25 protein-coding genes are annotated in these 25,095 nt (G+C 73.6%); 14 read left to right on the top strand and 11 right to left on the bottom strand.

The window, feature by feature from the left end; all coding sequences use genetic code 11:
* The first annotated feature begins 27 nt into the window (after positions 1 to 27).
* Together Raf01_RS33995 and Raf01_RS33990 are read left to right on the top strand one after the other, a co-directional pair.
* Positions 28 to 1,419, top strand: coding sequence for a class II 3-deoxy-7-phosphoheptulonate synthase (locus Raf01_RS33995; RefSeq protein WP_203922184.1), 1,392 nt, complete (start codon positions 28 to 30; stop codon positions 1,417 to 1,419).
* A gap of 74 nt (positions 1,420 to 1,493) precedes the next feature.
* Positions 1,494 to 2,519, top strand: coding sequence for a threonine aldolase family protein (locus Raf01_RS33990; RefSeq protein WP_373319656.1), 1,026 nt, complete (start codon positions 1,494 to 1,496; stop codon positions 2,517 to 2,519).
* A gap of 15 nt (positions 2,520 to 2,534) precedes the next feature.
* Here the strand turns inward: Raf01_RS33990 and Raf01_RS33985 are convergent, their stop codons facing one another.
* From Raf01_RS33985 to pknB, 3 genes are read right to left on the bottom strand one after another with little or no spacing between them, the layout of a single operon-like run.
* On the bottom strand, positions 2,535 to 2,699 hold the full coding sequence (locus Raf01_RS33985) for a hypothetical protein (protein ID WP_203922182.1): 165 nt from the start codon (positions 2,697 to 2,699) through the stop codon (positions 2,535 to 2,537).
* Complete coding sequence (locus Raf01_RS33980) at positions 2,689 to 3,573, bottom strand: deoxyribonuclease IV (RefSeq protein WP_239134180.1); 885 nt, start codon at positions 3,571 to 3,573, stop codon at positions 2,689 to 2,691. The genes Raf01_RS33985 and Raf01_RS33980 overlap by 11 nt, the downstream gene beginning before the upstream one ends.
* A complete protein-coding gene (gene pknB / locus Raf01_RS33975) occupies positions 3,558 to 5,549 on the bottom strand; it encodes a Stk1 family PASTA domain-containing Ser/Thr kinase (RefSeq protein ID WP_203922181.1) in 1,992 nt (663 codons plus the stop codon). The genes Raf01_RS33980 and pknB overlap by 16 nt, the downstream gene beginning before the upstream one ends.
* A 657-nt stretch (positions 5,550 to 6,206) precedes the next feature.
* On the opposite strand from pknB, the gene Raf01_RS49970 reads away from it, so the two are divergent.
* The 3 genes from Raf01_RS49970 to Raf01_RS33960 are packed head-to-tail and all read left to right on the top strand — an operon-like array spanning position 6,207 to position 7,273.
* Positions 6,207 to 6,572, top strand: coding sequence for an Rv2175c family DNA-binding protein (locus tag Raf01_RS49970; protein WP_239134179.1), 366 nt, complete (start codon positions 6,207 to 6,209; stop codon positions 6,570 to 6,572).
* 15 nt (positions 6,573 to 6,587) lie between these two features.
* The gene (locus Raf01_RS33965) at positions 6,588 to 6,959 is read left to right on the top strand and encodes a lycopene cyclase domain-containing protein (protein WP_203922179.1); all 372 of its coding nucleotides are present in this window, start codon (positions 6,588 to 6,590) and stop codon (positions 6,957 to 6,959) included.
* The gene (locus tag Raf01_RS33960; protein WP_203922178.1) at positions 6,956 to 7,273 is read left to right on the top strand and encodes a lycopene cyclase domain-containing protein; all 318 of its coding nucleotides are present in this window, start codon (positions 6,956 to 6,958) and stop codon (positions 7,271 to 7,273) included. The genes Raf01_RS33965 and Raf01_RS33960 overlap by 4 nt, the downstream gene beginning before the upstream one ends.
* Here the strand turns inward: Raf01_RS33960 and mptB are convergent.
* Positions 7,206 to 8,996 carry a polyprenol phosphomannose-dependent alpha 1,6 mannosyltransferase MptB gene (gene mptB / locus Raf01_RS33955; RefSeq protein ID WP_203922177.1) on the bottom strand — a complete coding sequence of 597 codons (1,791 nt, stop codon included), beginning with the start codon at positions 8,994 to 8,996 and terminating at the stop codon, positions 7,206 to 7,208. The two genes, Raf01_RS33960 and mptB, sit on opposite strands and share 68 nt — an antisense overlap.
* Before the next feature lie 87 nt (positions 8,997 to 9,083).
* Here mptB and Raf01_RS33950 point away from each other — a divergent pair, with 87 nt between their 5' ends.
* Positions 9,084 to 9,560: a barstar family protein gene (locus tag Raf01_RS33950; protein ID WP_203922176.1), complete on the top strand. Its 477-nt coding sequence runs from the start codon at positions 9,084 to 9,086 to the stop codon at positions 9,558 to 9,560.
* A gap of 9 nt (positions 9,561 to 9,569) precedes the next feature.
* Here the strand turns inward: Raf01_RS33950 and Raf01_RS33945 are convergent, their stop codons facing one another.
* Positions 9,570 to 10,640: a polyprenyl synthetase family protein gene (locus tag Raf01_RS33945; RefSeq protein ID WP_239134178.1), complete on the bottom strand. Its 1,071-nt coding sequence runs from the start codon at positions 10,638 to 10,640 to the stop codon at positions 9,570 to 9,572.
* A gap of 137 nt (positions 10,641 to 10,777) precedes the next feature.
* Here Raf01_RS33945 and metF point away from each other — a divergent pair, with 137 nt between their 5' ends.
* Positions 10,778 to 11,695 carry a methylenetetrahydrofolate reductase [NAD(P)H] gene (gene metF / locus Raf01_RS33940; RefSeq protein WP_203922174.1) on the top strand — a complete coding sequence of 306 codons (918 nt, stop codon included), beginning with the start codon at positions 10,778 to 10,780 and terminating at the stop codon, positions 11,693 to 11,695.
* 2 nt (positions 11,696 to 11,697) lie between these two features.
* A complete protein-coding gene (locus tag Raf01_RS33935) occupies positions 11,698 to 12,393 on the top strand; it encodes a CDP-alcohol phosphatidyltransferase family protein (RefSeq protein WP_239134177.1) in 696 nt (231 codons plus the stop codon).
* A gap of 73 nt (positions 12,394 to 12,466) precedes the next feature.
* Here Raf01_RS33935 and Raf01_RS33930 read toward each other — a convergent pair whose 3' ends face one another.
* The 6 genes from Raf01_RS33930 to Raf01_RS33905 all read right to left on the bottom strand — a co-directional run bounded on the left by Raf01_RS33930 (position 12,467) and on the right by Raf01_RS33905 (position 17,771).
* Entirely contained in the window at positions 12,467 to 13,891 is a 1,425-nt protein-coding gene (locus Raf01_RS33930) for a phytoene desaturase family protein (RefSeq protein ID WP_203922173.1), read from the bottom strand.
* A complete protein-coding gene (locus tag Raf01_RS33925) occupies positions 13,888 to 15,006 on the bottom strand; it encodes a glycosyltransferase family 2 protein (RefSeq protein WP_239134190.1) in 1,119 nt (372 codons plus the stop codon). The genes Raf01_RS33930 and Raf01_RS33925 overlap by 4 nt, the downstream gene beginning before the upstream one ends.
* Entirely contained in the window at positions 15,003 to 15,845 is an 843-nt protein-coding gene (locus Raf01_RS33920) for a carotenoid biosynthesis protein (RefSeq protein ID WP_203922172.1), read from the bottom strand. The genes Raf01_RS33925 and Raf01_RS33920 overlap by 4 nt, the downstream gene beginning before the upstream one ends.
* Complete coding sequence (locus tag Raf01_RS33915; protein WP_203922241.1) at positions 15,845 to 16,384, bottom strand: GNAT family N-acetyltransferase; 540 nt, start codon at positions 16,382 to 16,384, stop codon at positions 15,845 to 15,847. The genes Raf01_RS33920 and Raf01_RS33915 overlap by 1 nt, the downstream gene beginning before the upstream one ends.
* Before the next feature lie 32 nt (positions 16,385 to 16,416).
* Positions 16,417 to 17,118, bottom strand: a complete 702-nt coding sequence (locus Raf01_RS33910) for a monooxygenase (protein WP_203922240.1) — start codon at positions 17,116 to 17,118, stop codon at positions 16,417 to 16,419.
* Between the two features lie 170 nt (positions 17,119 to 17,288).
* The gene (locus Raf01_RS33905; RefSeq protein WP_203922171.1) at positions 17,289 to 17,771 is read right to left on the bottom strand and encodes a YbaK/EbsC family protein; all 483 of its coding nucleotides are present in this window, start codon (positions 17,769 to 17,771) and stop codon (positions 17,289 to 17,291) included.
* 441 nt (positions 17,772 to 18,212) lie between these two features.
* Between Raf01_RS33905 and Raf01_RS33900 the strand changes: the two genes are divergently transcribed.
* The 6 genes from Raf01_RS33900 to Raf01_RS33875 form a co-directional block, all read left to right on the top strand.
* Complete coding sequence (locus tag Raf01_RS33900) at positions 18,213 to 18,809, top strand: hypothetical protein (protein ID WP_203922170.1); 597 nt, start codon at positions 18,213 to 18,215, stop codon at positions 18,807 to 18,809.
* 97 nt (positions 18,810 to 18,906) lie between these two features.
* Entirely contained in the window at positions 18,907 to 20,238 is a 1,332-nt protein-coding gene (locus Raf01_RS33895; protein WP_203922169.1) for an MFS transporter, read from the top strand.
* Between the two features lie 420 nt (positions 20,239 to 20,658).
* Positions 20,659 to 21,165: an SAV_6107 family HEPN domain-containing protein gene (locus Raf01_RS33890; RefSeq protein WP_203922168.1), complete on the top strand. Its 507-nt coding sequence runs from the start codon at positions 20,659 to 20,661 to the stop codon at positions 21,163 to 21,165.
* A 177-nt stretch (positions 21,166 to 21,342) separates the two neighbouring features.
* Positions 21,343 to 22,050, top strand: a complete 708-nt coding sequence (gene imuA', locus Raf01_RS33885) for a DnaE2-dependent mutagenesis accessory factor ImuA' (RefSeq protein ID WP_239134189.1) — start codon at positions 21,343 to 21,345, stop codon at positions 22,048 to 22,050.
* Positions 22,051 to 22,099: 49 nt separating this feature from the next.
* Positions 22,100 to 23,875: a DNA polymerase Y family protein gene (locus tag Raf01_RS33880; RefSeq protein ID WP_203922167.1), complete on the top strand. Its 1,776-nt coding sequence runs from the start codon at positions 22,100 to 22,102 to the stop codon at positions 23,873 to 23,875.
* Positions 23,876 to 23,979: 104 nt separating this feature from the next.
* Positions 23,980 to 25,095, top strand: a 1,116-nt coding sequence (locus Raf01_RS33875) for a PHP domain-containing protein (protein WP_203922166.1), incomplete at its 3' end; no start/stop codon positions are given.

The following is a 25,095-nucleotide window of genomic DNA, read 5'->3' as shown; positions in this document are numbered from 1 at the left end:
TCGACGGCCGGCCGTACCCTAGGAGCCATGCGCCAGGAGTGGCATCGCTTCCGTAATCCGGGTCTCGAAATCGGGCGCCCGGCCACCGAACCCGAGGAGATCGAGTCCCTGGGGCTCGACCACTGGCGCACGCTGCCCCGCGACCAGATGCCGCCGTGGCCCGACATGACCAAGGTCGCCGAGGTCAGCCAGGTGCTCTCCACGGTGCCCACCATCGTCGCCCCGTACGAGGTCGACGAGCTGCGCGAGCGGCTGGCCCTGGTCTGTGAGGGCCAGGCGTTCCTGCTCCAGGGCGGCGACTGCGCGGAGACGTTCGCCGACAACACCGAGGCGCACCTGCTGGCCAACGCGCGCACCCTGCTCCAGATGGCGGTCGTGCTGACCTATGGCGCCAGCCTGCCGGTGATCAAGGTGGCCCGGGTCGCCGGGCAGTACACCAAGCCCCGGTCGGGGGAGGTGGACGCGCTCGGGCTGCCGGCATACCGCGGCGACATGATCAATTCGCTGGAGGCGACGGCGGAGGCGCGGGTCGCCGACCCGCAGCGGATGATCCGGGCGTACGCCAACGCGTCCAGCGCGATGAACATGCTCCGGGCATACCTCGGCGGCGGCATGGCCGACCTGCACCTGGTCCACGACTGGAACAAGGGTTTCGTGCGGACCAGCGCGGCGGGCGAGCGGTACGACGCGATCGCCCGCGAGATCGACCGGGCCATCGCGTTCATCCGTGCGTGCGGCATGACCGACGACGAGGCGCTGCGCACCGTCACCCTGTACTGCTCGCACGAGGCCCTGGCCCTGGAATATGACCGGGCCCTGACCCGGGTGGCCGGCGGCAGGGCATACGGGCTGTCCGGGCACTTCCTGTGGGTCGGCGAGCGGACCCGGCGGCTGGACGGCGCGCACATCGACTACGCGTCTCGCATCGCGAACCCGGTCGGCGTCAAGCTCAGCCCGTCGGCCACCCCGGAAGCCGCCCTGGAACTGTGCGAGAGGCTCAACCCGGACAACATCCCGGGCCGGCTGACGCTGATCAGCCGGATGGGCAACCAGCGGGTCAAGGACGTGTTGCCGCCGATCGTGGAAAAGGTCACCGCGGCGGGGCACAAGGTGGTCTGGCAGTGTGACCCGATGCACGGCAACACCCACGAGTCGTCCAACGGGTACAAGACCCGGCATTTCGACCGGATCGTCGATGAGGTGCTCGGCTACTTCGAGGTGCACCGCGAGCTGGGCACCCACCCGGGCGGCCTGCACGTCGAGCTGACCGGCGAGGACGTCACCGAGTGCCTGGGCGGCGCGCAGGCGCTGGTCGACGCCGACCTGCCGGGCAGGTATGAGACGGCCTGTGACCCCCGGCTCAACACCCAGCAGTCGCTGGAGTTGGCGTTCCTGGTCGCGGAGATGCTCCGCGGGTAGCGAGCCACCAAGATCGGGAAGCCGTCAGCGGCCCGGCTCGGAGCTGCTCGTACTATTCGCTGGTGACCACCTCGATTGTTGATCTCCGTTCGGATACCGTGACCCGGCCGGTCGCCGCCATGCGCGAGGCGATGGCGTCGGCCGAGGTCGGCGACGACGTGTACGGCGAGGACCCCACCGTGAACGCGCTGGAGGCGCGGGTCGCGGAGCTGTTCGGACACGAGGCCGCGATGTTCACGCCCAGCGGCTCGATGGCCAATCAGATCTGCCTCCAACTGCTGGTACCGCCCGGCGAGGAACTGCTCTGCGACGCGGACGCGCACGTCGTCACGTACGAGATCGGGGCGGCGGCCGCGCTGGGCGGGATCTCCTCGCGTACCTGGCCGGCTGCCGGGGCGGACCTCGACCCCGAAGCGGTCGCCGGCATGATCCGACCCGCCGGGTACAACGCGGTGCCCACCCGGGCGATCGCGGTGGAGCAGACGCACAACCTCGGCGGCGGCGGTGTCATCCCGCTGTCCACGCTGCGGGCGCTGCGCGGCGTCGCGGACGATGCCGGGATCGGGCTGCACTGCGACGGCGCCCGGATCTGGCACGCGCACGTGGCCGACGGCGTACCGCTGGCGACGTACGGCGGGCTGTTCGACACGCTGTCGGTCTGCCTGTCCAAGGGTCTTGGCGCACCGGTCGGCTCGGTGGTGGTGTCCAGCCGGGAACGCATCCAACGGGCGCGGGTCATCCGCAAGCGCCTGGGCGGCGGGATGCGGCAGGCGGGCATCCTGGCCGCGGCCGGCGAGTACGCGCTGAGCCACCACATCGAGCGGCTGGCAGACGACCACGCCCGGGCCGCGCGGCTGGCCGAGGCGCTGGCGCCGTACGGCATCGTGGACGCCGCCCGGGTGGTCACCAACATCGTTCCGCTGGACCTGACCAAGGCACCGATCGACGGTCCGTCCCTGGGTGCGGCGGCCCGTGAGCGCGGCGTCCTGGTGTCGGTGGTCGGGCCGCGCAGGGGCCGGCTGGTGACCCACCTGGACGTGGACGACGCCGCGATCGACCGGGCGGCCGAGGTGCTCACCGGGATCCTGCGCGGCGCGTGACCGGCCCCGGCCGGCTCAGCGGATGTGTACGCCGGCGAAGGCGGTACCGGCCAGCTTCGCGGCAATGACCACGACGACGATCAGGCCGATCCCACCGACGATCATCGCCCCGAGGCAGCCCCAGCTCAGCCGGCGTGGTGCGCCCGGGTCGGCCTCGTCGAGGTCCGGATCAGTCGCCACGGCGGACGAGGTCCCGGAGGGTCGCGATGTCCTGGCTGTGGCCCACCGACCCGGTGCTCGGAGTCTCCACGATCATCGGTACGCCGGCCGCCGCCGGATGGGCCAGCAACTCGGCGAACGGTGCCGTGCCGATCGAACCCGCCCCGATGTTCTCGTGCCGGTCCCGGGTCGAGCCGAGCGGGTCCTTCGAGTCGTTCGCGTGCACCAACTCGAGCCGTCCCTGTCCGACCGCCTCGACCAGCGCGTCCAGGGTCGCGGTCATGCCGCCCGGAGCGGCCAGGTCGTGTCCGGCCGCCCAGGCGTGGCAGGTGTCGAAGCACACGCCGAGCCACGGGTGCCACTCCACCGCGTCGAGGTACCCGGCCAGGTGCTCCACCCGGGACGCCAGCGACCGGCCGCCGCCCGCGCTCGGCTCGACCAGCAGCTTCGGCCCGCCGAGCTTCGCCGCCCGGTCGAGCAGCGGCAGCAGGTGCTCGCGGAGCTGGGTCATCGCCCGCTCCGCGTGGCCGGCGTCCACCGCGCTGCCGGCGTGGAACACCACGCCCGCGGCGCCGATCGCCCGGCCGCGTTCGAGCGCGTGGTCCAGGGTGGCCACGGACGAGGCCACCGTCGCCTCGGTCGGCGAGCCGAGATTGGTCAGCAGCGAGGCGTGCACGTACGCCCGGGCCTCCCGCTTCTCGATGCCGTCCAGGAACGCCTTGTCCTGGTCCGGATCGCCGGGCGACCGGGCCCAGCCGCGCGGGTTCGACACGTACACCTGCACTGCCCGGGCCCCGGTCGAGTCCAGGTACGGCAGCGCGGCGCGGGCGAGTCCTCCGGCGACCGGAGCGTGGGCGCCCAGCGCCCGGTCGACGTCGGCTACGGCGTGATCCACAGCTGGACCTGCGTCCCCGGTGCCACCGGCGTCCCGGCGGGCGGGTTCTGCTGGCGTACCTGGCCGCCGGGAATGGCCAGCACCTGAACCCCGACCAGGCCGGCCTGCTGGAGGACCTGGTTGGCCTGGTCGAACGAGAGCCCGACGTTGGACACGTTGGGTACGGCCACCTGCGGCGGGCCGCTGCTGACGGTCAGGATGATGGTGGCGTCCTTCTCCACCCCGGCGCCGTCCGGAATGCTCTGGTTGATCACCTGGCCGGCCGGTTTGTCGCTCTGCTGCTGGGTGGTGGCGACCTTCAGCCCGAGCCCGGTGAGTTGCTGCGTGGCGGTCGCCTGGTCCTGGCCGATGACGTTGGGCACCTGGATCGGCGCCTTGCCCTTGCTGACGTTGACGGTGATCTGCGCACCCGGTGGGACGATCGTGCCCGGCCCCGGATCCGTGCTGAGCACGAACCCGGCCGGCAGGGAGTCGTCGTACTTGTCGACCCGCTTCGGGACCATCTTCATCGCGGTCAGTGCGCCGGCCGCCTCGCTGTACGCCCGGCCCTGCTCGTTCGGCACGGTGTAGCGCTCGGGCCCGAGGGAGAGCGTCAGGGTGACTGTGCCGCCCCGGAGGATGCGCTGATTCCCGCCGGGCTGCTGGCCGACCACGGTGCCCTTGGCGATCTTTTCGTCGTACCGGCCCGGGCCGATCTTCACCTTGAGCCCGTGCTGCTTCGCCTTTGCCAGGGCCTGTGCCTGCGTGATCTGGGTCAGTGAGGGGGCCGAGGTGTATCGGCCCACCCCGAACCAGTAGCCGCTGCCGGCCACCAGCACCCCGACGAGTACCAGGGCGATGGCGACGGCTCGGCGCTTGCCGGTGGTGTCGACCATCGACGCGAAGCGTTGACGCATGCCGGGCTTGTCGCGGTCGAGCAGGTCGCCGGCGCGGTGCACGGTGCCGGTGTTGGCCCGGGGCGGTGGCGGGGCGTCCGGCAACCGGGCCCAGGACGGGCGCTGGTTGGGCATCGCGCCCGGCATCGAGATGATCTGCGTCGAGGCGGCGGGGGAGAGCGGGACGGCCATGGTCGGCGCCGCGGCGGCATGCGCGCCGGCGGGGGCGGAGGTGCCCTCCTCCCGGGCCGCCTGGACCTCGGCCAGCATCACGCCGGCGTCGCTCGGCCGTCCGCCCGGGTCGCGCCGGGTCGCCCTCGCGACCAGGGCGTCCAGGGCCGGCGACAGCCCGGCGACGTACTTCGACGGCGGGGGCACGTCCTGGTCGACGTGCCGCCAGGCGATCTCGACGGGTTTGTCCCCTTCGTAGGGGACCCGGCCGGTGAGCATCTCGAACAGCACGATGCCGGCCGAGTAGATGTCGGTCCTCGGGTCGGCGCGCCCGTCGGTCACCAGTTCGGGTGCCACGTACGCGACGGTGGCCAGCAGTTGCCCGCCCTTGTCGTCGGCGCTGGCCTCGACCGCCCGGGCCAGCCCGAAGTCGGCCACCTTCACCACGGCGTCGAGCAGGCTCCCGCCGCCGGGTGCCTCGGCGACCAGGACGTTCTCCGGCTTGATGTCCCGGTGCACGAGACCGGCCCGGTGCGCGGCGGCCACCGCGGCCAGCACCTGTTCGAGGATCGCCAGTGCCTCCGGCGGGTTGAGCCGGCGCCGGTCGGACAGCATCTCACGCAGGGTGCGACCGCGGACGTACTCCATGATCAGGTAGGGCAGACCCTCGTGTACGCCCTGGTCATAGACGGCGACCACATTGGGGTGGGTGAGCCGGGCGATGGTCTTGGCTTCGTCGGTGAACCGCTCCAGGAAATGTGGATCCCTGGACTGGGTCGGATGAATGATCTTCAGCGCGACCGTGCGCTCCAGCCGCTCGTCGGTGGCCGTGTACACAGTCGCCATCCCGCCGCGGGCGACCCGTCCGCGGATGCGATAGCGCCCGTCGATCAGCGCTCCGATAAGTAAATCGACGACCTTGGTGTCCATCAGCAGGCAAGTCTACGAGGCGAGTCCGGACGATTTTTTGGTGCGTTCGGCCACGAGTGGTCAACGGCAGTCAGAATGCCACAGCGCGGCGGGGATGCGGTACCGCGCCTGGTCATTGGGGGTCTGGCGGCGAAGGATCGGACGACGTCGGCGTCGGACTGGCCACCGAGGGTGTCGGCGACGGCGACACTGAGTCACTGGGGGAGGGCTGCCCGGTCGGGCAGTCGCAGCTTTGCCGGGGAGTCGCACCGGGTGCGGGACTGGCCGTGTGCCGGTTGGGCGTCGGGTGCCCGGCCGGGGGAGCGGGTACGGCTGGGGTCTCCGGTCGCGCCGCCAGACCCCGGAGTTCGCCGGCGGCCGGCACGCTACCGGGCGGCGTGGCGGTCGGGGCGGCGGGCAGGGTGGGCGGTGCCGCGCCGGCCGGCGACGCGCTGGCCCCCAGTGCGTTCAGGCCCCCGGACACTGCGAGGTAGGTACCGGCCCCGCCCCCGGCCAGGAGGAGGGCCACTACCGCGGCGAACATGGGTCGGGGTGGCTCGTCCTGATCGTGCTCGTGCCCCGGCGGCCAGCGGGTCATCGGCGGTTCCCCTTCCTCGGTGCCGGTCCTCGCGCGGGACAGGCCGCCCACCAGCGGCCCGGGCGTGGCAAGGTGGTGAGGTGACCGAATCCGCCTCCACGACCGGCCAGGCCGTCGAACCGGCCGAGTGGATCGACCTGCCCGATATCGCCGAACGGCTGGAGATCCCGGTGACCCGGGTGCACCAGCTCATCCGCGATCGCAATCTGCTCGCGGTGCGCCGAGACGGCATCCTGCGGGTGCCTGTCGAGCTGATCGCGACCCCGTCCGTCCGTAAGCACCTCCCGGGGGTCCTGACCCTGCTGCACGACGCTGGGTACAACGACGAAGAGGCGTTGCGGTGGCTGTACACCGCCGACGATTCGCTGCCTGGCACGCCCGCCGAGGGGCTGTCCGGCAGCCGGGCCACCGAGGTCAAGCGCCGGGCCCAGGCGCTGGGCTTCTGACCCGCGGCGAAGCGGATGCGCCACCTGATCTACCTGGCCATACTCGCCGGGTGCCTGGCCGGTGCGCTGTGGTTGGAGCCGGCGCTGCGGGTGCGGGTGCTGCGCCAGTGGCGCCGGCTGCTGCTCACCGTCGTGCCGATCGTGCTGGTCTTCGGCGGCTGGGACGTCGCCGCCATCGCGGCACACCACTGGAGCTACGACCCGGGCCAGACCACCGGCGTCCGGCTGCCCGGCCGGTTGCCGCTGGAGGAACTGCTGTTCTTCATCGTGGTACCGGTCTGCTCGGTGCTCGGGTACGAGGCGGTGCGGCTCACCCGGCAGCGGCGGCGGCAACGACAGCGGGCGGACGAGCCGGCGGCGCGACCGCGGGACCGGGTGGCCCGGTGACGTACACCGAGGCGGCGGTGGCCGGAGTGGCCGGTGCGCTGCTGGTGGACCTGTTCCTGCTGCGTACCCGGCTGGTCGGGTCGGGCACGTTCTGGCTGACGTACCCGATCGTGCTGGTCGGCCAGCTCATCGTGAACGGGCTGCTCACCGGGCGGCGCATCGTCCGGTACGACCCGCACGCGATCATCGGCTGGCGGTTCGGGTACGCCCCGGTGGAGGATCTGGCCTTCGGCTTCGCCCTGGTGCTCACCACTCTGTCGCTGTGGGCGTGGCTCGGCCGGCGCGGTGCCGGAGCACCACGACCAGGACCGTGACGATCACCACGGTGTCCAGCAGCGCGCCGGGCAGTTTGGTCAGCGCGGCCAGCCCGCTGCCGTCCGGCAGCACGAACAGCGCCAGCACCGCCGCGGCCAGCCCGAGCCGGTACCGGACCCGGTCGGTCGACACCGAGTACGCCAGCACGGCCAGCGGCGCCAGCAGGTACCAGGGGAACGCGACCGGAGCCAGCAGCACGGTCGCCACCATGGCCGCCCCGGCCGCGGCCACCACCGACCTGGGCTGTGCCACCCGGCTGCGCGCCCGCAACCACAACGCCACCAGGATCGCCGCGAGTACCAGCAGTCCGGCCACCCGGGCGGCGGCCAGCGCGGGCGTGGCCAGGTCGGGCCGGCCCAGGGCCCGGGCCAGGTAGCCGGCGGTCATGCCGAGGCCGGTGGGCAGCGAGGTCCACTGGATCAGGTCGGTGGTGCCCCGCAGCGCGCCCAGCCAGCCGAGCCCGTACCCGCTGGGCACGGCGAACACCGCGTAGCCGGCGGCGAGCCCGAGGCAGGTCGCCAGCGCGGTGCGGGCGATCTCCCACCAGCGCCGGTCGCCGGCCGCCAGCAGCACCACGAACGGCAGCACGACCAGCACGGTCGCCTTGACGCCGACGGCCAGCCCGAGCAACGCGCCGGCCGCGACCGCCCGCGACGCTGCCACCCACCAGGCCGTCGCCCGCCCGGCCGCTACCTGCCCGGCCGCTGCCTGCCCAGCCCCTGCCTGCCCAAGCAACGCCCGTCCAGGAACCGCCCGTCCAGGAACCGCCCGCCCAGCCGCCGCCGGCCCGATCCCGCCGGCCGAACCGGGCCGGATCGCCACCGCGAACCCGGCCACCACGAACCCGGCCAACAGGGCGTCGTTGTGCACGCCGGACACCGCGTGTACCAGCACCAGCGGGCTCAGTACGCCGAGCCACGCCGCCCGGCGCGGGTCCACGCCCAGCCGGACGGCCAGCCGGTGACCTGCCCAGGCGATCAGCGCCACGCCGGCCAGCGCGATCACCCGCAACAGGGCGATCGCCACGCCCAGGTGCCCGCCCGAGCCGGCCGCCGCGCCGCCGGACAGGAGCAGCCACAGCGGCCCGTACGGGGCCGGCGTGCGCCACCACAGCTCCGGTACGGCGTGCAGCCACTGGCAGGGCAGCGCGGCGATCCCGTGGGTGTACGGGCTCACCCGGTGCGCGACCAGCGCGCCTTGGCAGGCGTACGCGTACCCGTCCCGGCTGGCCAGCGGGGCGCTGGCGGCCAGCGTCGCCACCCAGGACAGGCCGATGACCAGCAGCCGGCGGGTCGGCAGGCGGTCCAGCCGGCGACCGAGCCCGAGCCAGGCGGCGCCGAGCAGGATCGTGCCGAGCAGCCAGACGGTGACCGTGGGCACGCCGCGCGGATGGGCACCACGCGCCAGGTAGCTGGCCGCGGTCAACTGGGCGGCGCCGATCAGCCCCAGGGCACCGAGGCCGGTGGTACCGGTGACGGCGGCCTTCGTCCGCCCGGCGGCTTGCCTCCACGCCCCCGGCCGCGCAGACTGCGCGGAGGCACAGGGCACCGGGGGCTGGGGGGCCGGAACCGGTTGATCGGAGGGGGGTGTCCTGGGCGTGCTGGCGTGGGGTCGGTCGATGTCCGGGGGGCGTGGGTCGCTGGTCGCCGAGGGAGCGGTACCGGTCGGTGTGCGGGTGCCACCGGGGGTGTCCCGGGCCTGGTGCGGGGGCGGGTCAACCACAGATGACTCCCCTCCGGCGACCGTCATCGCAACGCTACCAATGCCGGGCGTACCGGACCGTGGACCGGCCGGACGGGCGGTACCCGCATGACTGGCCGGCTCGGCGCCGTGGTCGGGGCCGCCCAACCGCCCGGCGTGTACCTGTGGCGGTCCCGGGCACACCACGGCGCGGTACGGCGGGAGCTGAGCGCGCTCGGCTGGGCGGCGTACCCGCTCAACGGGCGCCGGATCACGGACGCGAACCGGTCGCATGAGGAGTGTGCCCGGATTCTCGCCTTTCCGGCCTGGTTCGGGCACAACTGGGACACGCTGGCCGACTGCCTGTCCGACCTGACCTGGCTGCGTGCCCGGGGCCACGTGCTGATCTGGGACCGGTACGGTGTGCTCGCTCACGCCGACGCCCGGGCGTGGCAGCGCGCGTACGAGGTGTTCCAGGCGGCCATCGCGAGCCGCGCCGGTACGAACATGGCGCCGCTGTACCTGCTGCTGCGCGGGCTCGGCCCGATCAGCTCCCCGGTCTCCGGCGCCCCGATCCCGCTGCTCGACGTGGTCGGGGTGCGGTAGCCGCAGCCGTCAGTCCAGCCGCCTGGTGGCGGCCTCGGCCAGCTCGTGCAGCATCTTGAGCGCCTCGCCGTCGAGGTACACGCCGTCCAGCGCGATCAGCGCCTCGGCGGTCAGCTCGTCGATGCGCCGCTCCGTGCGTTCCAGTGCGCCGGTCTCTTCGATGATCTGCCGCAGCTGGGTCACGCCGGCCCCGTCCAGGTCCGGGTTGCCCAGGCCGGCCCGCAGGGTCCGCCGCCCGGCCGGGCCGGCGGCCTCGAACGCGACCGCCACCAGGTAGGTCCGCTTGCCCTCGCGCAGGTCGTCGCCGGCCGGCTTCCCGGTGCGGGTCGGGTCGCCGTACACCCCCAGGATGTCGTCGCGCAGCTGGAACGCCTCGCCCAGCGGCAGGCCGTACCGGGAGAAGGCCGCCCGCACCGGCGCCGGAGCGTCCGCCAGCGCCGCGCCGAACAGCAGCGGCCGCTCGACCGTGTACTTGGCCGACTTGTACCGGGCGATCGTGCCGGCCCGCTCGACCGAGGTGTCGCCGGTCACCTGGGCGAGTACGTCGAGGTACTGTCCGGCGCTGACTTCGGTGCGCATCTCGTCGAAGTCCGGCCGGGCCCTGGCCAGGGTGACCGGCTTCAGCCCGCTGCCGTGCAGCAACTCGTCCGACCAGGCCAGGCAGATGTCACCGAGCAGGATGGCGGCGGCCGTCCCGTACCCCTGTGGATCACCGGCCCAGCCGTCGGCCAGGTGCGCGTCGGTGAACCGGCGGTGCACCGAGGGCCGGCCCCGGCGGGTGTCCGAGCCGTCCATGACATCGTCGTGGATCAAGGCACTGGCCTGAACGAACTCCAGGGCGGCCAGGGCCGCCACGACCTCGTCGCTGTCCTCGCCGCCGGCCCCCCGGTAGCCCCAGTACGCGAACGCGGGGCGTAGCCGCTTGCCGCCGTTCAGGACGAAGTCCTCGATCGCGTCCGCCACCGGCCGCAGCGCCGGGTCGATGCCGACCAGCCGGGCACGCTGCCGGGACAGAAAGGAGTTCAGCGCCCTTTCCACGCGGAAACGGAGGTCGGCACGGTCGGCCGGGGCGAGGTTCACCCACCGACGGTAGCCGGTCGGTAGACCCGATCGAATCCGGCATGTCCACCATGTGATGGCCATCAGTACGCGGTCCGGTATGGCCAGGGGATGAGATGAGCGGCGATCCGAGCCCGGTACACCGCTAAAGTCATGGTGTGGCACTTGGTCTCCCGTCCGTGATGCCCGGCGGCCCCGCGTCCGTCGGCGAGCTGATCGGCGGACGTGAACCCACGTTCTCGTTCGAGTTCTTCCCGCCCCGCGACGAGCAGCAGGAGCGCCAGCTCTGGCAGGCGATCCGCGAGCTGGAGCCGCTGCACCCGTCGTTCGTCTCGATCACCTACGGCGCTGGCGGCTCGACCAGGGACAACACGGTCGCGGCCACGGAGCGGGTCGCCACCGAGACCACGCTGCTGCCGATGGCGCACCTGACCGCTGTCAGCCACTCGGTCGCCGAGCTGCGCAACGTGATCGGCCGGTTCGCCGGAGCCGGCATCCGCAACGTGCTGGCCGTCCGGGGCGACCCGCCGGGCGACCCGCAGGGCGAGTGGGTCCGCCACCCGCAGGGCGTGCTCTACGCCGAAGACCTGGTCCGGCTCGTCAAGGAGGCCGGCGACTTCTGCGTCGGCGTGGCGGCCTTCCCGTACAAACATCCCCGCTCACCGAGCGTCGAGGCCGACACGGAGCACTTCGTCCGCAAGTGCCGGGCCGGCGCGGACTTCGCGATCACCCAGATGTTCTTCGACGCCGACGACTACCTGCGGCTGCGCGACCGGGTCGCCGAGGCCGGCGGGCGGACCCCGATCCTGGCCGGCATCATGCCGGTGACCAGCATGCGCACCATCGAGCGGGCGGCCGTGCTGTCCGGGGCGCCGTTCCCTCCGGCCCTGGCGGCGCAGTTCGAGCGGATCAGCGACGACCCGGTCGCGGTGCGCCGGCTCGGCATCGAGCAGGCCAGCCTGCTGTGCGAGCGGCTGCTCGCCGAGGGCGTGCCGGGCATCCACTTCATCACGCTCAACCGGTCGACCGCCACCCGCGAGGTCTGGCAGAACCTGCCCATGGGAGTGCGTATCTGAGCGTGGATGGACTGCGCACCTGGGACCAGTACGCCACCCGGTGGGCGGGCCTGCACGGAGGTGTGGACCCGCGCACCAGCTCGGCGACGGTGGCGAGCTGGCTGCGGATGTCGTACCGGGTCGGCAGGCTGCTGGCCCGGATCAAAGTGCGGCCATCCCTGCTGACCACGCTCGGGCTGGTGTGCAACGCCCTGGTCCTGTATGTCACCGCTCAGCACAGCTTCTGGCCGATCGTGGCCGCCGTGCTGGTGGTGCTCTCCGGCGTGATGGACAGCCTGGACGGCGCGGTCGCCGTGATCACCAACCGGGTCACCCGGCTCGGCTACGTGTACGACTCGGTGGCCGACCGGCTCGGGGAGGCCGCGTGGGTCGGCGCGCTCTGGCTGATCGGCGTGCCTGGCTGGCTCGCCGTACTGGTCGGCGGGCTGGCCTGGCTGCACGAGTACATCCGGGCCCGGGCCACCGCCGCCGGCATGGCGGAGATCGGTGTGGTCACGCTCGGCGAGCGGCCGTCCCGGCTCATCCTGATCGTCGTCGGGCTGGTGCTCTCCGGCGTGTCCGGACTCATCGCGATCGACCTGCCGGCCGGTGCCGCGACCGTCGTCGCCGCGATCTTCGTGCTGCTCGGCGTGGTCGGCCTGATCCAGCTGGTGGCCACGATCCAGACCGCGCTGACCGCCCCGCAGCGACGGCGCTGACGCGTCTTCGCTGAGAAGGGCGCTTCTCGCGCTCTGCGGAACGGTGCCGGCCGCGCCGCGCCTCGAATCCAGCTCAGCGCGCCGGGCCGATCCTGTCCGCCACGTTCCCGGCGGACAGCGTGACCAGCGGCAGCCCGCCGCCCGGGTGCGTCGAACCGCCGACCAGGTACAGGCCGGCCAGCGGGCCGCGGTTAGCGGGGCGTAGCAGGCGATGGGCGGCGGTGCCGTAGATCGAGCCGCCGGGGCTGAGGGTCCCGGCCTCCAGGTCCGCCGGAGTACGGATCTCCCGGAACACGATCCGGTCGCGTACGTCCACGCCCCGCTCCGCCAGTACGGCCAGGATCCGGTCGGCGTACCCGTCCGCCACCCCGGCGGCCCGCCAGTCCACCGGCCCCTGAGGTGCCGCGTTGACCAGTACGAACCACGACTCGTACCCGGCCGGGCGTACCGCCGGATCGTCGGCCACCGTGACCAGCACGGTCGGGTCGCCGGCAAGCCGGCCGCCGAACACCGCGTCGAACTCGGCGTCCGGGTCCGCCGGAAAGAACACGGTGTGGTGCGCCAGCCCGGGAGTGCGTCCGCGGACCCCGAGCAGCAGCACGAATCCGGCCAGGCTCGCCGCGCCGAGCCGGGACAGCCGCCGCGGGTGGGGCAGCAGGTCACGGTAGACGGTCCGGGCGTCCGCGTTGGCGATCACCACCTCGGCCGGCACGGTTCGGCCCCCGGCCAGGGTGACGCCGCTGGCCCGGTTGCCGGCCCGATCGATCCGGGCCACCCTCCGTCCGGTGTGCACGTCCACGCCCAGTTCGAGGCACCGGGTCGCGAGCGCGTCGGCGAGGGTCCCCAGGCCACCGCGCAGGTACCAGCCGCCGAAGGCCAGCTCCGCGTACGGGATGGCGACCAGTGCGGCCGGTGCCCGCCGGGGATCCGCGCCGGCGTAGGTGGCGTACCGGTCCAGCATCATCCGCAGCCGGGGATCGGCGAGGTAGCCGCGGCTCAGCGACCGCAGGCTGCGGCCGGGCGCGACGGCGGCTAGGTCACGGATGCGCCAGGCCAGCCGGTACAGCGCCAGCGGGGAGTCCACGGTGGCGGTGAGCACGTGCCGCCACGAGGTGTCCCACACTCTCGCGGCACGGCGCCACAGCCGCTGCCAGTCCCGTGCCGCGGCAGGCGAGAGCGCGGTGCGTACGCGGGCGGCGAACTCGTCCGGGTCGGCGCAGGAGTCCAGCCGGGTGCCGTCCGGGAACACGTGCCGGACGATCGGGTCCACCGGCTGCGGGTCCAGGTCGACGTCGGTGAACACCTGGGGGAGGGTCAGCAGGCCCGGCCCGGTGTCGAACCGGAACAGCCCCTCCGGTGTGCGGCGCGAGTATCGCCCGAGCTTGCCGCCGACGCTGCCGGCCTGCTCGAACACGGTCACCCGGTGCCCGGCCCGGGCCAGCCGCACCGCGGCGGTGAGCCCGCCCACCCCGGCACCGATGACCACGACCCGACTCAAGGGGCCAGCGTATCGACTCCACGACCCTTCCAGACCAGCGAACCCTTGCGGTGTAGCCGGTACGAGCGCGCGGTGAGGTAACCGAAGATCAGCATCGAGACCGGATGGGCGAGCGCGTCGGGCAGCGTACGGCCGCCGGTCGCCCGGGCCGTGACGACCCGCCCCAGGACACCGAGCAGGTACCCGGCGAGTCCGGCCCACGGTGCGACCGGAATGAGCGCGACCGGCGCCACGTACAGCAGCAGGAGCGCCAGCACCGCGGCGGCCGCACCGGCCGGCGAGCCGAACGACGCCCACAGCGACTTGGTGTACCCGTCCCGGACGCCGGCCCAGGAGGCGTACATCCGGCAGGTCGCCAGCCCCGATCCGTCGGCCAGGGCGATGCGCCCGCCGGCGCGCTTGACCGCGCGGGCCAGCTCGATGTCCTCGAGCACGGCGCCGGCCACCGCCGCGTGGCCGCCGGCCCGCTCGTACCCCGCGCGCCGGGCCACCAGGAACTGCCCGCCGGCCGCGGCCAGCGACGGGCGCGGCGAGCGCTCCATCGCCCGCAGCGGCAGGAAGGTCAGCCAGAGCCACTGGAGCAGCGGCTGGACCAGCCGCTCGCCGGGCGTCGCGGCCACCATCCGGGGGTACGGGCAGATCAGGTCGAACCCGTCCAGCAACGCCACCCCGGCGGCCACCGCGTGCGGCGCGAGGATCACGTCCGCGTCGAGGAAGGCCAGCACCTCACCCCGCGCCGCGCCGGCCAACTGGTGGCACGCCCACGGCTTGCCCAGCCAGCCGGGAGGCGTCACGGTGCCGGTGATCAACTGGACCCGGTCGCCGGCGACCGCGCGCACCACGTCGGCGGTACCGTCGGTGGACCCGTCGTCGAGCACGACGATCTCCAGCCCTGGCACGGATTCCTGGGCGAGCAGCGCCTCCAGGCACGGCCGTACCCGCTGTGCCTCGTCGCGCAGCGGCAGCAGGACCGAGACCGCGACCTCCACAGTGGACGGTCGGCGGGCCGGCCGGCGCAGCAGCCGGGCGTTGACCGCGGTGTGGACGGTCAGCAGGGCGACCGCGCCCGCGATGACCAGCGCCAGCACGGCGACCGGGCCCCCGGCCGGACTCAGCACAGCGCGATCGCCAGCGGGATCGCGACCAGCCCCATGCCGATCGCTCCAGCCGCGGCGGAGACCGGCAGGTGCAGGAAGGCCGCGTGGGCCAGCGCGGAGGACAGGTAGGTCCACAGGTACAGGGCGAGCATCGGGGCGTCGGCCCGCCGGTCGGCGATCCGCGCCCGCGACCCGGCGGTGCCGGCGAACAGCGCCATCATCGCCACGGCCACGCCCAGCCAACCCAGGTAGTTCGTGTACGGGATGCCGGCGAGCCCCGGCTCCGGGTGCCGCCAGCTCCAGTACCCGTCCGCCACCATCTGCGGGTCGAGGAACAGATCCCAGGCGGCCAGCCCGAGCCCGGCCACCGCGACCCGGGCCACGCCCCACCGGGCCACACCGAGCCGGGCCACACCGAGCCGGGCCGCGCCACGCCCCACCAGCGAGGTCGCGGCCAGCCAGGCCGGCCAGGCCATCCAGGTCCAGGCGAGCGGGACGACCAGCGGTACTCCGAGCAGCCGCGGTCCGAGTGAGGCGGAGTACCCGTACCCGCCGAACGGGAACCCGGTGCGCACCCCGAGCGCCTCCACGGCCAGGCCCCCGGCGCCGGTCACCGCGACCAGTGCCGCGGCGGTGCGCGGTCCCCGGGTGGCCAGCGCGTGGCCCACCGAGCCGGCGAAGCCGATCAGGACGGTCGCCATGACCAGGCCGGTACGGGCGCCGCCATGGGTGATCGGGTACCCGATCTGGACGACGATCAGCCCACCGAGCGGGAGCCAGCGCGCCGCGCCGGTGCCGGCCGTGCTCCGCGCGCCGGGCACCGGGCCGGCGGCCCGTACCCGGTCGGCGGCACGCATCACCGCAGCGGCAGCGGGCGGCCGAGGATCGCGAAGGGCCGGTCGTCGCCGGGGAAGTGAAAGTGACGCAGCACGTCGACGAACTCGAACCGGCGGTACAGCCGCCAGGCCCGGGAGCGCTGCTCGTCCGCCTCCGGGGTGGACAGCAGGGTGGTGCGGCCGGTGGCCATGCTCAGCAGCGCGCGGAGCTGCCCGGCGCCCAGGCCGTGGCCCTGCGCGTCAGGGCGCACGTGCAGCTCGACGACCTCGAAGCAGTCGGACAGCCAGGACTTGCGGGCGTCCCGGCGCAGCGCGCCGCGTACCTGGTCGTGCCACCACTGCCCGGAACCCGACGTGTACCCGTACCCGAAGCCGAGCAGCCGGTCGTCCGGCCCCAGGGTGGCCACGGCCCGGAAACCGGAGCGGTGGACGTGCCCGGCCACGTACCCGCGACGGGCTTCCAGCAGTTCGGTCGAGTAGCCCATGGCCTGCCCGTACACCCCGATGACGTCGTCCAACCTGCGGGCGAGCATCTCCGGCGGCCACGCCACCAGCCTCACGCCCGCGGGTTCGGCGAGGTCCCGCCTGCCCGCTACCTGCCCGTGCTGGGCCTGTTCGCTGCGTGCCTCTCCGAGCCCCACCCGATCACCCCGGTATCGCCGACGACGTTCAGCACGGCAAAGCGGGCGAACATCTCCTCGGCGTACCAGCCGGTGGTCGTGGTCCACTCAATCGCCTGGCGGTGCTGTGGGTGACGGTACGCGAATGAAAAAAGATCCGCGGGTCGACGCCACAGGGTTATCGTGCCTTGCCAGCCGAGTGGGGCCTCGCCGACGCCGAACGCGGCCAGCAGACCGGACGCATGGGACGCCGCGGCGGCAACCGGACCGATCGCGCGCCAGAATGTCGCCGCCCGGGTCGGACGGAGCCGTGCCCGGGTCAGTGCCAGTATCGGGGTTTCTGTTCCTTCTGCGTCGTTTGCTCCGTTGATCCGGAATGGCCGGTGTCCGGCCCACGATCCGTGCGCGGCGAGTGGGGCGAGGTCGAGCCGGCAACTGGCGATCGCGTGCCGCGCCCAGCCGGGGAACTCGGGCCGGTCTCCGTCGTAGACGGCCAGCGCGGCCCACCGGGTCGGGTCGGGGCTCGCCGGGCCGAACCTGCTGTCCCGGCCGGTACCGAGCAGCTTGACGAACCGCACGCCGGGCTGGCGGCGTACCCGCCGTGGGTCGACGGCCATCCGCCACAGGGCGGCCGGGACCGCGGCGGCGGGTACCCGCCACACGTACAGCGACACGTTGCCGGCGCCGCGGTCGTCGTCGGCGCCTCGTTCGCGGGCAGCGCGTCGTTCGCCGGAAGGGCCTCGCTTGCCGCCGGCGCGGTCGGGCGGTCGCTCCGGTTGGGGGTCGCGGTCGCCGTCGGCCCCGCTTCCGCCGGTGCGCCGGTCGGGCGGTCGCTCCGGATGGCTCACGCCACCTCGGCGGGCGTGCCCGAGGTGATCCGGATCAGCTCCGCGTACGTGGTGGGGAACACCGCGTGCGGGATGCCGCCGGCCGCCCAGACCTCGTCGTACTGCTCCAGCGCCGTGTCGACCAGCGTGTGCAGCGGATTCGGGTGGGCCACCGGGGCGACGCCGCCGATCGGCTGGCCGGTGTGGGTGCGGACGAAATCGGGGGTGGCCCGCTTGAGCGTGCTCACGCCGACCAACGCGGCGACCTTGGTGGTGTCCACCCGGTGCGCCCCGGACGTCAGCACCAGGAGCGGGCCGCCGTCGGCGTCGAAGATCAGTGAGTTCGCGATCTGCCCGACCTCGACGTTCAGCGCGGCGGCGGCCGCGACCGCGGTGGAGACGGCGTCGGGCAGCATGCGTACCCGGCTCGGTGCGTCGCCGCCGGCACGCGCGCTGGCGGAGTCGAGAACGTCTTGTACCGCGGTCACATTGGGGTGCATCGCACCTTCCTCTTCCGGTTCATGGGGCGTCGGTAGTCCTCATCGGTACTGATCGTTATATGGGATTTGTGAGATGTTGCGGTTGATCGAGTTTGTCGAATTTACCGAGTTTGTCGAGCCTATTCGTCGGGCGAGTTGACCGAGTCGGACGACTTTTCGAATTGTTGCCGACCGCCGTTACGGTCCGCCGACCGCCGCTGCCGCCCGTCATTGCTCGTGATCGCCCCGCCGTGACCGCCGATCGGTCATCGTCCCGCCGTGACCGCGCGTCGATCGCCCCGGTCGCGAAGCGCCCGCCGCCGTTGTCGTCTGGCGGCTGCCCGTCGGGTGTCGCAGTGCCCGGCTGCCCCAGCGGGCTGGTGGTCCAGCCGGGATCGCCGAGGTCTCGAACGGTTGTCAACGAATAGTTGACTTCTGTTCGAATCCGGCGATGATGAGGGCATGTCGACGAGGGGCGATGGCGAGGGCTGGGCCGGCCGATATCGGGCGGTGCGCGACGCACTGGACGCGGTGCCGCCGGTACGCGCGGAGGTCGTCGAGGCGTTGCGGCTGATCCCGGCGCTGCGCGAGGAGCTGGACGGGGTCGAGCGGGCGGTGATCGACGCGGCCCGGCGCTCCGGGGTCAGCTGGACCGAGGTCGCCTCTGCGCTGGGGCTGCGCAGCCGGCAGGCTGCCGAGCAGCGCCGGCTGCGGCTCGGGTCGGGTGCCGGCCGGGACGCTGCCGAGGCACGCCAGCAACGTCGTCGTCAGCGATCCGTTGACGCTGCTGCGGGCGCGCAGGCCGTCGCCCTGCGCGCCGCGGTCGAGGATCTGTTGACGGTACTGGACCGGGAAACGCCGGCACCCGCGCAACGGCCGGCCTTCGGGCTCGCCCGCCGTACCCTGCGCATCGCCCTCGACGCCGACCCGGGAGCCCTGGTTGACCTGGCCAGACTCGCTGCCGAGGACCTGGAGCCGATGGTCCGGGCCGAGGCCGGCAATCGGGCGGTGGGGGATGCCGTGGGCCGGGTACGGGAGCTGGCCGTACTGGCACCTTGACCCGAGTGGACTCAAGAAAGGGTTGACAGGTACTCGCGTTTCCTCGAAGCTCCCTTCCATGACTTGAGCTGATCTGGCTCAAGGAGGGGGCGATGTGATGGCCCGTCGCGGGCTGATCTTCGGGCACCGGGACTTCCGCCGGCTGTGGATCGGGGAGACCGTGAGCCAGTTCGGCAGCCAGGTCAGCATGCTGGCCATGCCGCTGATCGCGGCACTGACCCTACGCGCGAGCACGTTCCAGGTCGGCGTGCTGAGCGCGGTGGGGTATGCGCCGTTCCTGGTCTTCGGGCTGCTCGCGGGCGCCTGGGTGGATCGGGCGCGGCGCCGGCCGGTGCTGATCGCCAGCAACCTCCTGCGCGCGGCGGTACTGGTGGTCGTGCCGGTGGCCGCCGCCCTGCGGGTGCTGAGCCTGGCCCAGCTGTACGTCGTCGAGTTCGCGCTCGGGCTCGGCACCCTCTTCTTCGACGTCGCCTACCAGTCCTACCTGCCCGCGTTGATCGGCCGGGAGCACCTGGTGGAGGGGAACGGCAGGCTGGAGGCGAGCCGGAGCACGGCGTACGCGCTCGGTCCGGGCGCCGCTGGCTCCCTCGTACAGGCGCTCACCGCGCCGGTGGCCGTTCTCGTCGACGCGGCCAGCTTCGTGTGGTCGGCGGCCTGGATCTGCGCGATCCGTGGGCGCGAACCGGCGGTACCGCCACCGGAGCGCCCCCGGGCGCTGCTGGGGGAGGTCGGCGAGGGGCTGCGGCTGGTCGCCGGGCACCGGGCGCTGCGCGCGCTCGCGCTCTACAACGCCAGCGCCGTGCTGTTCCTGTCGGCGGAACAGGCGCTCGAAGTGGTGTTCCTGGTCCGTACGGTGCGCCTGTCGGCGGCCGGCGTCGGGCTGCTGTTCAGCGTCGCCAGCGTCGGCGCGGTGCTCGGCGCGTTCGCGGCCGGCCCGCTCGGCCGCCACTTCGGTGAGGTTCGCACGATCGTCGGCGCGGCCCTGCTCGGCCATGCGTTCATGCTGCTGGTCCCGCTGACCGTGCCGGGTCCGCGCCTGGCGTTGTTCGGCGTGGGTACCGGGGTGTGCTCGTTCGGCGTGGTCGTGTTCAACATCGTGTCGGTCGCCTTCCGCCAGCGGCTGTGCCCCGACCGGCTCCTCGGTCGGATGAACGCCACGATGCGCTTCCTGTCCTGGGGGATGGCGCCGGTGGGTGCCCTGCTCGGCGGCGTGGCGGGTGCCGCGATCGGGACGCGCGCCACCCTCTGGTGCAGCGGTGCCGGCGGCCTGCTGCCGGTGCTCTGGCTGTTGCGCTCGTCGCCGTCCTGGGCATCCGGTCCGGTCGGGTCGGATGGCTCGACCGTTTCCGCGGACGGTGCCGGCGCCGGGGACCGCCCGGAAGCCGCCTCCGGCGCGCCCGGGGCCGGGAAAACCGCTGGTCACGAATAAATTCCGAGACCCATCGCTACGGGATTGCGGTCTTGTCGTACCCGGGGTTTACTCTAGTAGTGGTTCGAACGGTTGTTCGAATCGATCGGGAGGGGCGATTCGCGGCGCGCCTCCCGAGGCGCCGCCACTGGCAGGCCAGCCATGGGCGGTTGCGGAGGCCGGGCATTCGCGGGCTCGGTCTCGACAGGGTGCTCGTCCACCGCCCCCGACCCCCGGGCGGTGGACGAGACCCGGAGCCGGAGGGCGTGGCGTGGGGAAGCGCCACCCCTACCGGCACCGGACGTTCCGGGTCGCGCGGCGCGGCCGAGTGGCCCGGGACGTTCGCTGGTCCACGGCCTCACGCCCGGACCGGCACAGTTGCTGCTGCGACTTCCTCCGCAGCAGAGATTCGACAACCCGTCGATCTGGAGGAGAGACAGCATGCGCCCGACCCCAACGCGCACCGTGGCTGACCAGGTTCATCCGGCTTCGGCGTCGGCAGTGGGGCCGACCCGTTCCGCGCCCGCCATCCCGGCTCACGCCCTCCCACACCGCACTCCCGCCGAACTTCTCTCGCTCGCCCGCCGGGGCCTGGTAGAGGCCGAGGATCTGCGCCTCGACGGCCTGCGCTACGCCACCGCCCACCTGGCCGCGCTGCGGGCCGCCGCCGCGGTACTCGCCGCCCGCGCCCGCCCGGTCCCGGCCCGTCGCGGCAGGCTGACCAACGTGTGGGTGCTGCTGACCATGGTCGCCCCGGAGTTGGGCGACTGGGCGGCCTACTTCGCGGCCAGCGCGGGCAAGCGGGCCGCCGCCGAGGCGGGCATTCCCCGGGTGGTCAGCACGCGGGAGGCCGACGACCTGGTGCGGGCTGCCGGGTCGTTCGTGGGGGTTGTCGAGCTGACACTGGGCCTGACCCACCCCTCACTGCTCGACGAGATGGTCGCCTGAGGCGGGACCGGCACAACGAGGGGGCGCACCACCGTGGCCGGCATTGTCGCGCTGCGTCGTCGCATCGGTGATGCGGCGCGGAAGGGCCCCGCGTCCACGGGGGACGCGGGCTCCGGTACCGGCCCGGCCGGGCTTTCCGTTCGGCCGGGCCAGGAAACCGGAGCGGGTCTCGCCACGCTGGTACGCGACGCGGGGCTGGCCGGCCTGGTCCGCCCCGCCAGCGCGCAGCATGCCGACGAGACCGGTACGGCCGGCGACCGGGTGCTGCCGGTCCTGCCCGAACTGCGACATCTGCTTCCCGCCGGTGGGCTTCGGCGCGGCTCCACGGTCGCGGTGACTCCCGGCACGACGTCGGTCCTGCTGGCACTGCTGGCCGCCGCCTCCGGATCCGGTTCCTGGTGCGCGGTGGTGGGGCTGCCGACGCTGGGGCCGGCGGCCGCCGCCGAACTCGGCATCGCCCTGGACCGGCTCGCGCTGGTGCCCCATCCCGGCCCGGAGTGGCCGAGCGTGGTCGCCGCGCTGCTGGACGGCGTGGACATCGTGGTCGCCGCGCCACCCGGGCCGGTCGTCGCGGGCGTGTCCAGCCGGCTGGCCGCGCGCGCTCGGCAGCGGGGCAGCGTCCTCGTACCGTACGCGCGGTGGGGCGGCGCCGACGTGGTACTCGACTCGTCCGGCGGGAGCTGGCACGGCCTCGGCCAGGGACGCGGCAGGCTGCTCCGGCGGGAAATGACGATCTCCGCGCGAGGGCGGGGTGCGGCGGCCCGGCCTCGCGGGATCACCGTCTGGCTGCCCGACCGCACCGGCGCCCTGGCACCCGTCGATCCCGGTGCGCTCGGCTCCGCTCCGGAGCACACCGGTCCGTCGGTCCTGGAGGCGGTGTCGTGACAGGCTCCGGGAGCGGTGTGGCAAGCAGCGGGCCGGCGCGGGGCGGGCCATGAGCCGGACGCTGCTCGTCTGGTGCCCCGACTGGCCGGTGCTCGCCGCCGAGATCGTCGAGGGCATACCGGCGCACGGACCGGTCGCGATCCTGGCGGCCAACCGGGTGATCGCCTGCTCCGAGGCGGCCCGTGCCGAGGGGATCAGGCGGGGCCTGCGCAAGCGCGAGGCGCAGGGCCGCTGCCCACAGCTGGTTGTGCTCGACCACGATCCGGGCCGGGATGCCCGCGCCTACGAGCCGGTGGTGGCGGCGGTCGAGGAGTTGGCGCCCGGAGTCGAGGTGGTCCGGCCCGGCGCATGCGCGCTGGCCGCCCGCGGGCCGTCCCGGTACTTCGGCTCGGAGGAGCTTGCCGCCGAACGGATCGTCGAACACATCGCCCAGACGTGTGCCGTCGAGGCGCAGGTCGGGGTCGCCGACGGGGTCTTCGCGGCCGGCCTGGCCGCCCGGGCCGGGCGGCTGATCCCGCCCGGCCAGACCGCCGCGTTCCTCGCCGACCTGAACATCTCCACGGTGGAGCGGCCACCCCTGGTCGACCTGCTGCGCCGGCTGGGCATCGGTACTCTCGGCGCCTTCGCGGCCCTGCCCCCAGCGGACGTGCTGGCGCGTTTCGGCCTGGATGCCGCGCTGGTTCAGCGGCTGGCCGCCGGGCTGGACGAGCGGCCGCTCGCGATCCGGGAGCCGCCGCCCGACCTGGAGGTGGAGCAGACCTTCGACGAGCCGCTGGAACGCGTCGACTCGGCCGCGTTCGCCGCCCGGCAACTGGCCCAGCGGCTGCACGACCGGCTTGCCGGGCGCGGCCTGGCGTGCACCCGGCTGGGCATCGTGGCCGTCACCGAGCACGGCCAGGAACTGCACCGCACCTGGCGACACGACGGGTTGCTGAGCGCCTCGGCCATCGCCGACCGGCTGCGCTGGCAGTTGGACGGCTGGTTGTCCGGCACCAGCCGGGAACCCGCCCAGCCGACCTCGGGCATCCTGCGGCTGCGCCTGGTCCCGGACGGGGTGATGGAGCACGCCGGGTTGCAACTGGGGCTGTGGGGTGACGCCGGATCCGAGCGCGACCGGGCGCACCGCGCGCTGACCCGGGTGCAGGGCATGCTCGGGCCGGAGGCGGTGCTCACCGCGGTGCTCGGTGGCGGGCGCGACCCGGCTGACCAGGTACGCCTGGTGCCCTGGGGGGACGAGCGGCTGCCCGCTCGCCCGGGCGGCCCCGCGGCGCCCCCGGTCGCGGCCCCGGACGGCTCGGCCCCGGACGGCTCGGCCCCGGGTGCCTTGGTTCCGGGCGGGTCGGTTTCGGGCGGCTCGGCCCTGGGCGGCTCGGCCTCGGGCGGCCCGGCCCTGGGCGGGTCGGCCTCGGGCGGCCCGGTTCCGGATGGCTCGGCTCGACCCGGCTCGGCGCGGGGCTCGGGTTCGGGTTCGGGCTCGGGCTCGGCACGCTCCAGGCAGCCCTCATGGCCCGGCCGGCTTCCGGCGCCGTCACCCGCCACCGTCCTGACCGAACCGCTGGCCGCGCGGGTGTACGACCCCGCCGGTACCCCGGTGGGAGTGACCGCTCGGCTCGCCGTGACCGGGCCGCCGTCCTGGCTCGAACTCGACGGGGCGGAGCGCGTCGAGATCACCGGCTGGGCCGGCCCCTGGCCGGTCGACGAGCGCTGGTGGTCGCCGGAGGAGGCCAGCCGGCGGGTCAGGTTCCAGGTGTCCCTGGCCGATGGGCGGGCTCTGCTGCTGGTGCTCACTTCTGGGTGTTGGTGGGTGGCGGCGGTCTATGACTGAGCGCAGCCGGAGCCGGGGTGTGGCGGAGGCGAGCACAGTCCCCGATGTTGTGACTGAGCGCAGCCGGAGCCGCGGCGTGGCGGAGCGGTGGGGGTCGATGCCCGATGGGATGGAGTAACTCCGACCTGCCTTGGGCCGAGTTCGAGAGGCGCCTGTCCGGCCGGGAGCCCATCGTGGTTGACCCGATCACCATCGAGTACGGCGACGGTGGCGACTCCCCGGCCTGGACCCGCAAGCGGCAGCCGTACCAGGCGCCCGACCTGATCCGCGGAAAGTCCACCGTGGACTACGCGGAACTGCACTGCCACACCAACTTCAGCTTCTCCGATGGCGCGAGCCACCCGCACGAGCTGGTGCAGGAGGCGCACCGGCTGGGCCTTTCCGGGCTGGCGGTCACCGACCACGACGGCTTCTATGGCGTCGTCCAGTTCTCCGGCGCGGCCCGGGAGCATGGGCTGCCCACGATCTTCGGCGCCGAGCTGTCGCTGGAGCTGCCGAGAGCTCAGAACGGCGAGCCCGATCCGCTCGGGCGGCACCTGCTCGTACTGGCGCGCGGACCGGAGGGGTACGCCCGGCTGGCCCGGACGATCTCACTGGCTCAGCTTGCCGGCGGCGAGAAGGGCCGGCCGGTGTACGACCTGGAGGAGACCGCCGCGGCCCTGCGCGACCACGCGATCGTGCTGACCGGCTGCCGCAAGGGGTACGTCCCGGCGGCACTGTTCGCGGAGGGGGAGCGGGCCGCTGCGGCCGAGCTGGACCGGCTGGCGGCGCTGTTCGGCCGGGACAGTGTGGCGGTCGAGCTGACCCAGCACGGCCATCCCGAGGACGATGAGCGCAACGACGCCCTCGCCGAGCTTGCCGCGCGGGCCGGGCTGCCCTGCGTCGCCACGAACAACGTGCACTACGCCCGGCCCGGCCAGCGCCGCCTGGCCACCGCCCTGGCCGCGGTACGGGCGCGTCGCTCGCTGGACGAGATCGACGGGTGGCTGCCCGCCGCCGGCGTGGCCCATCTGCGTAGCGGCGATGAGATGGCGGCCCGGTTCGCGGCATACCCGGGAGCCGTCGCGCGGGCTGGCGCGATCGGTGCCGAACTGGCCTTCGACCTGAAACTGGTCGCGCCGAACCTGCCCGACTGGGAGGTCCCGGCCGGGCACACCGAGATGAGCTGGCTGCGCCACCTCACCGAGCAGGGCGCCCGGCACCGGTACGGCGACCGAACC

The organism is Rugosimonospora africana (genome assembly GCF_016862975.1).
In the GTDB taxonomy this organism is placed as follows: Bacteria; Actinomycetota; Actinomycetes; order Mycobacteriales; family Micromonosporaceae; genus Rugosimonospora; species Rugosimonospora africana.
Note: the sequence above shows the minus strand (reverse complement) of the source record. Positions and strands in the feature narration are given on the sequence as shown.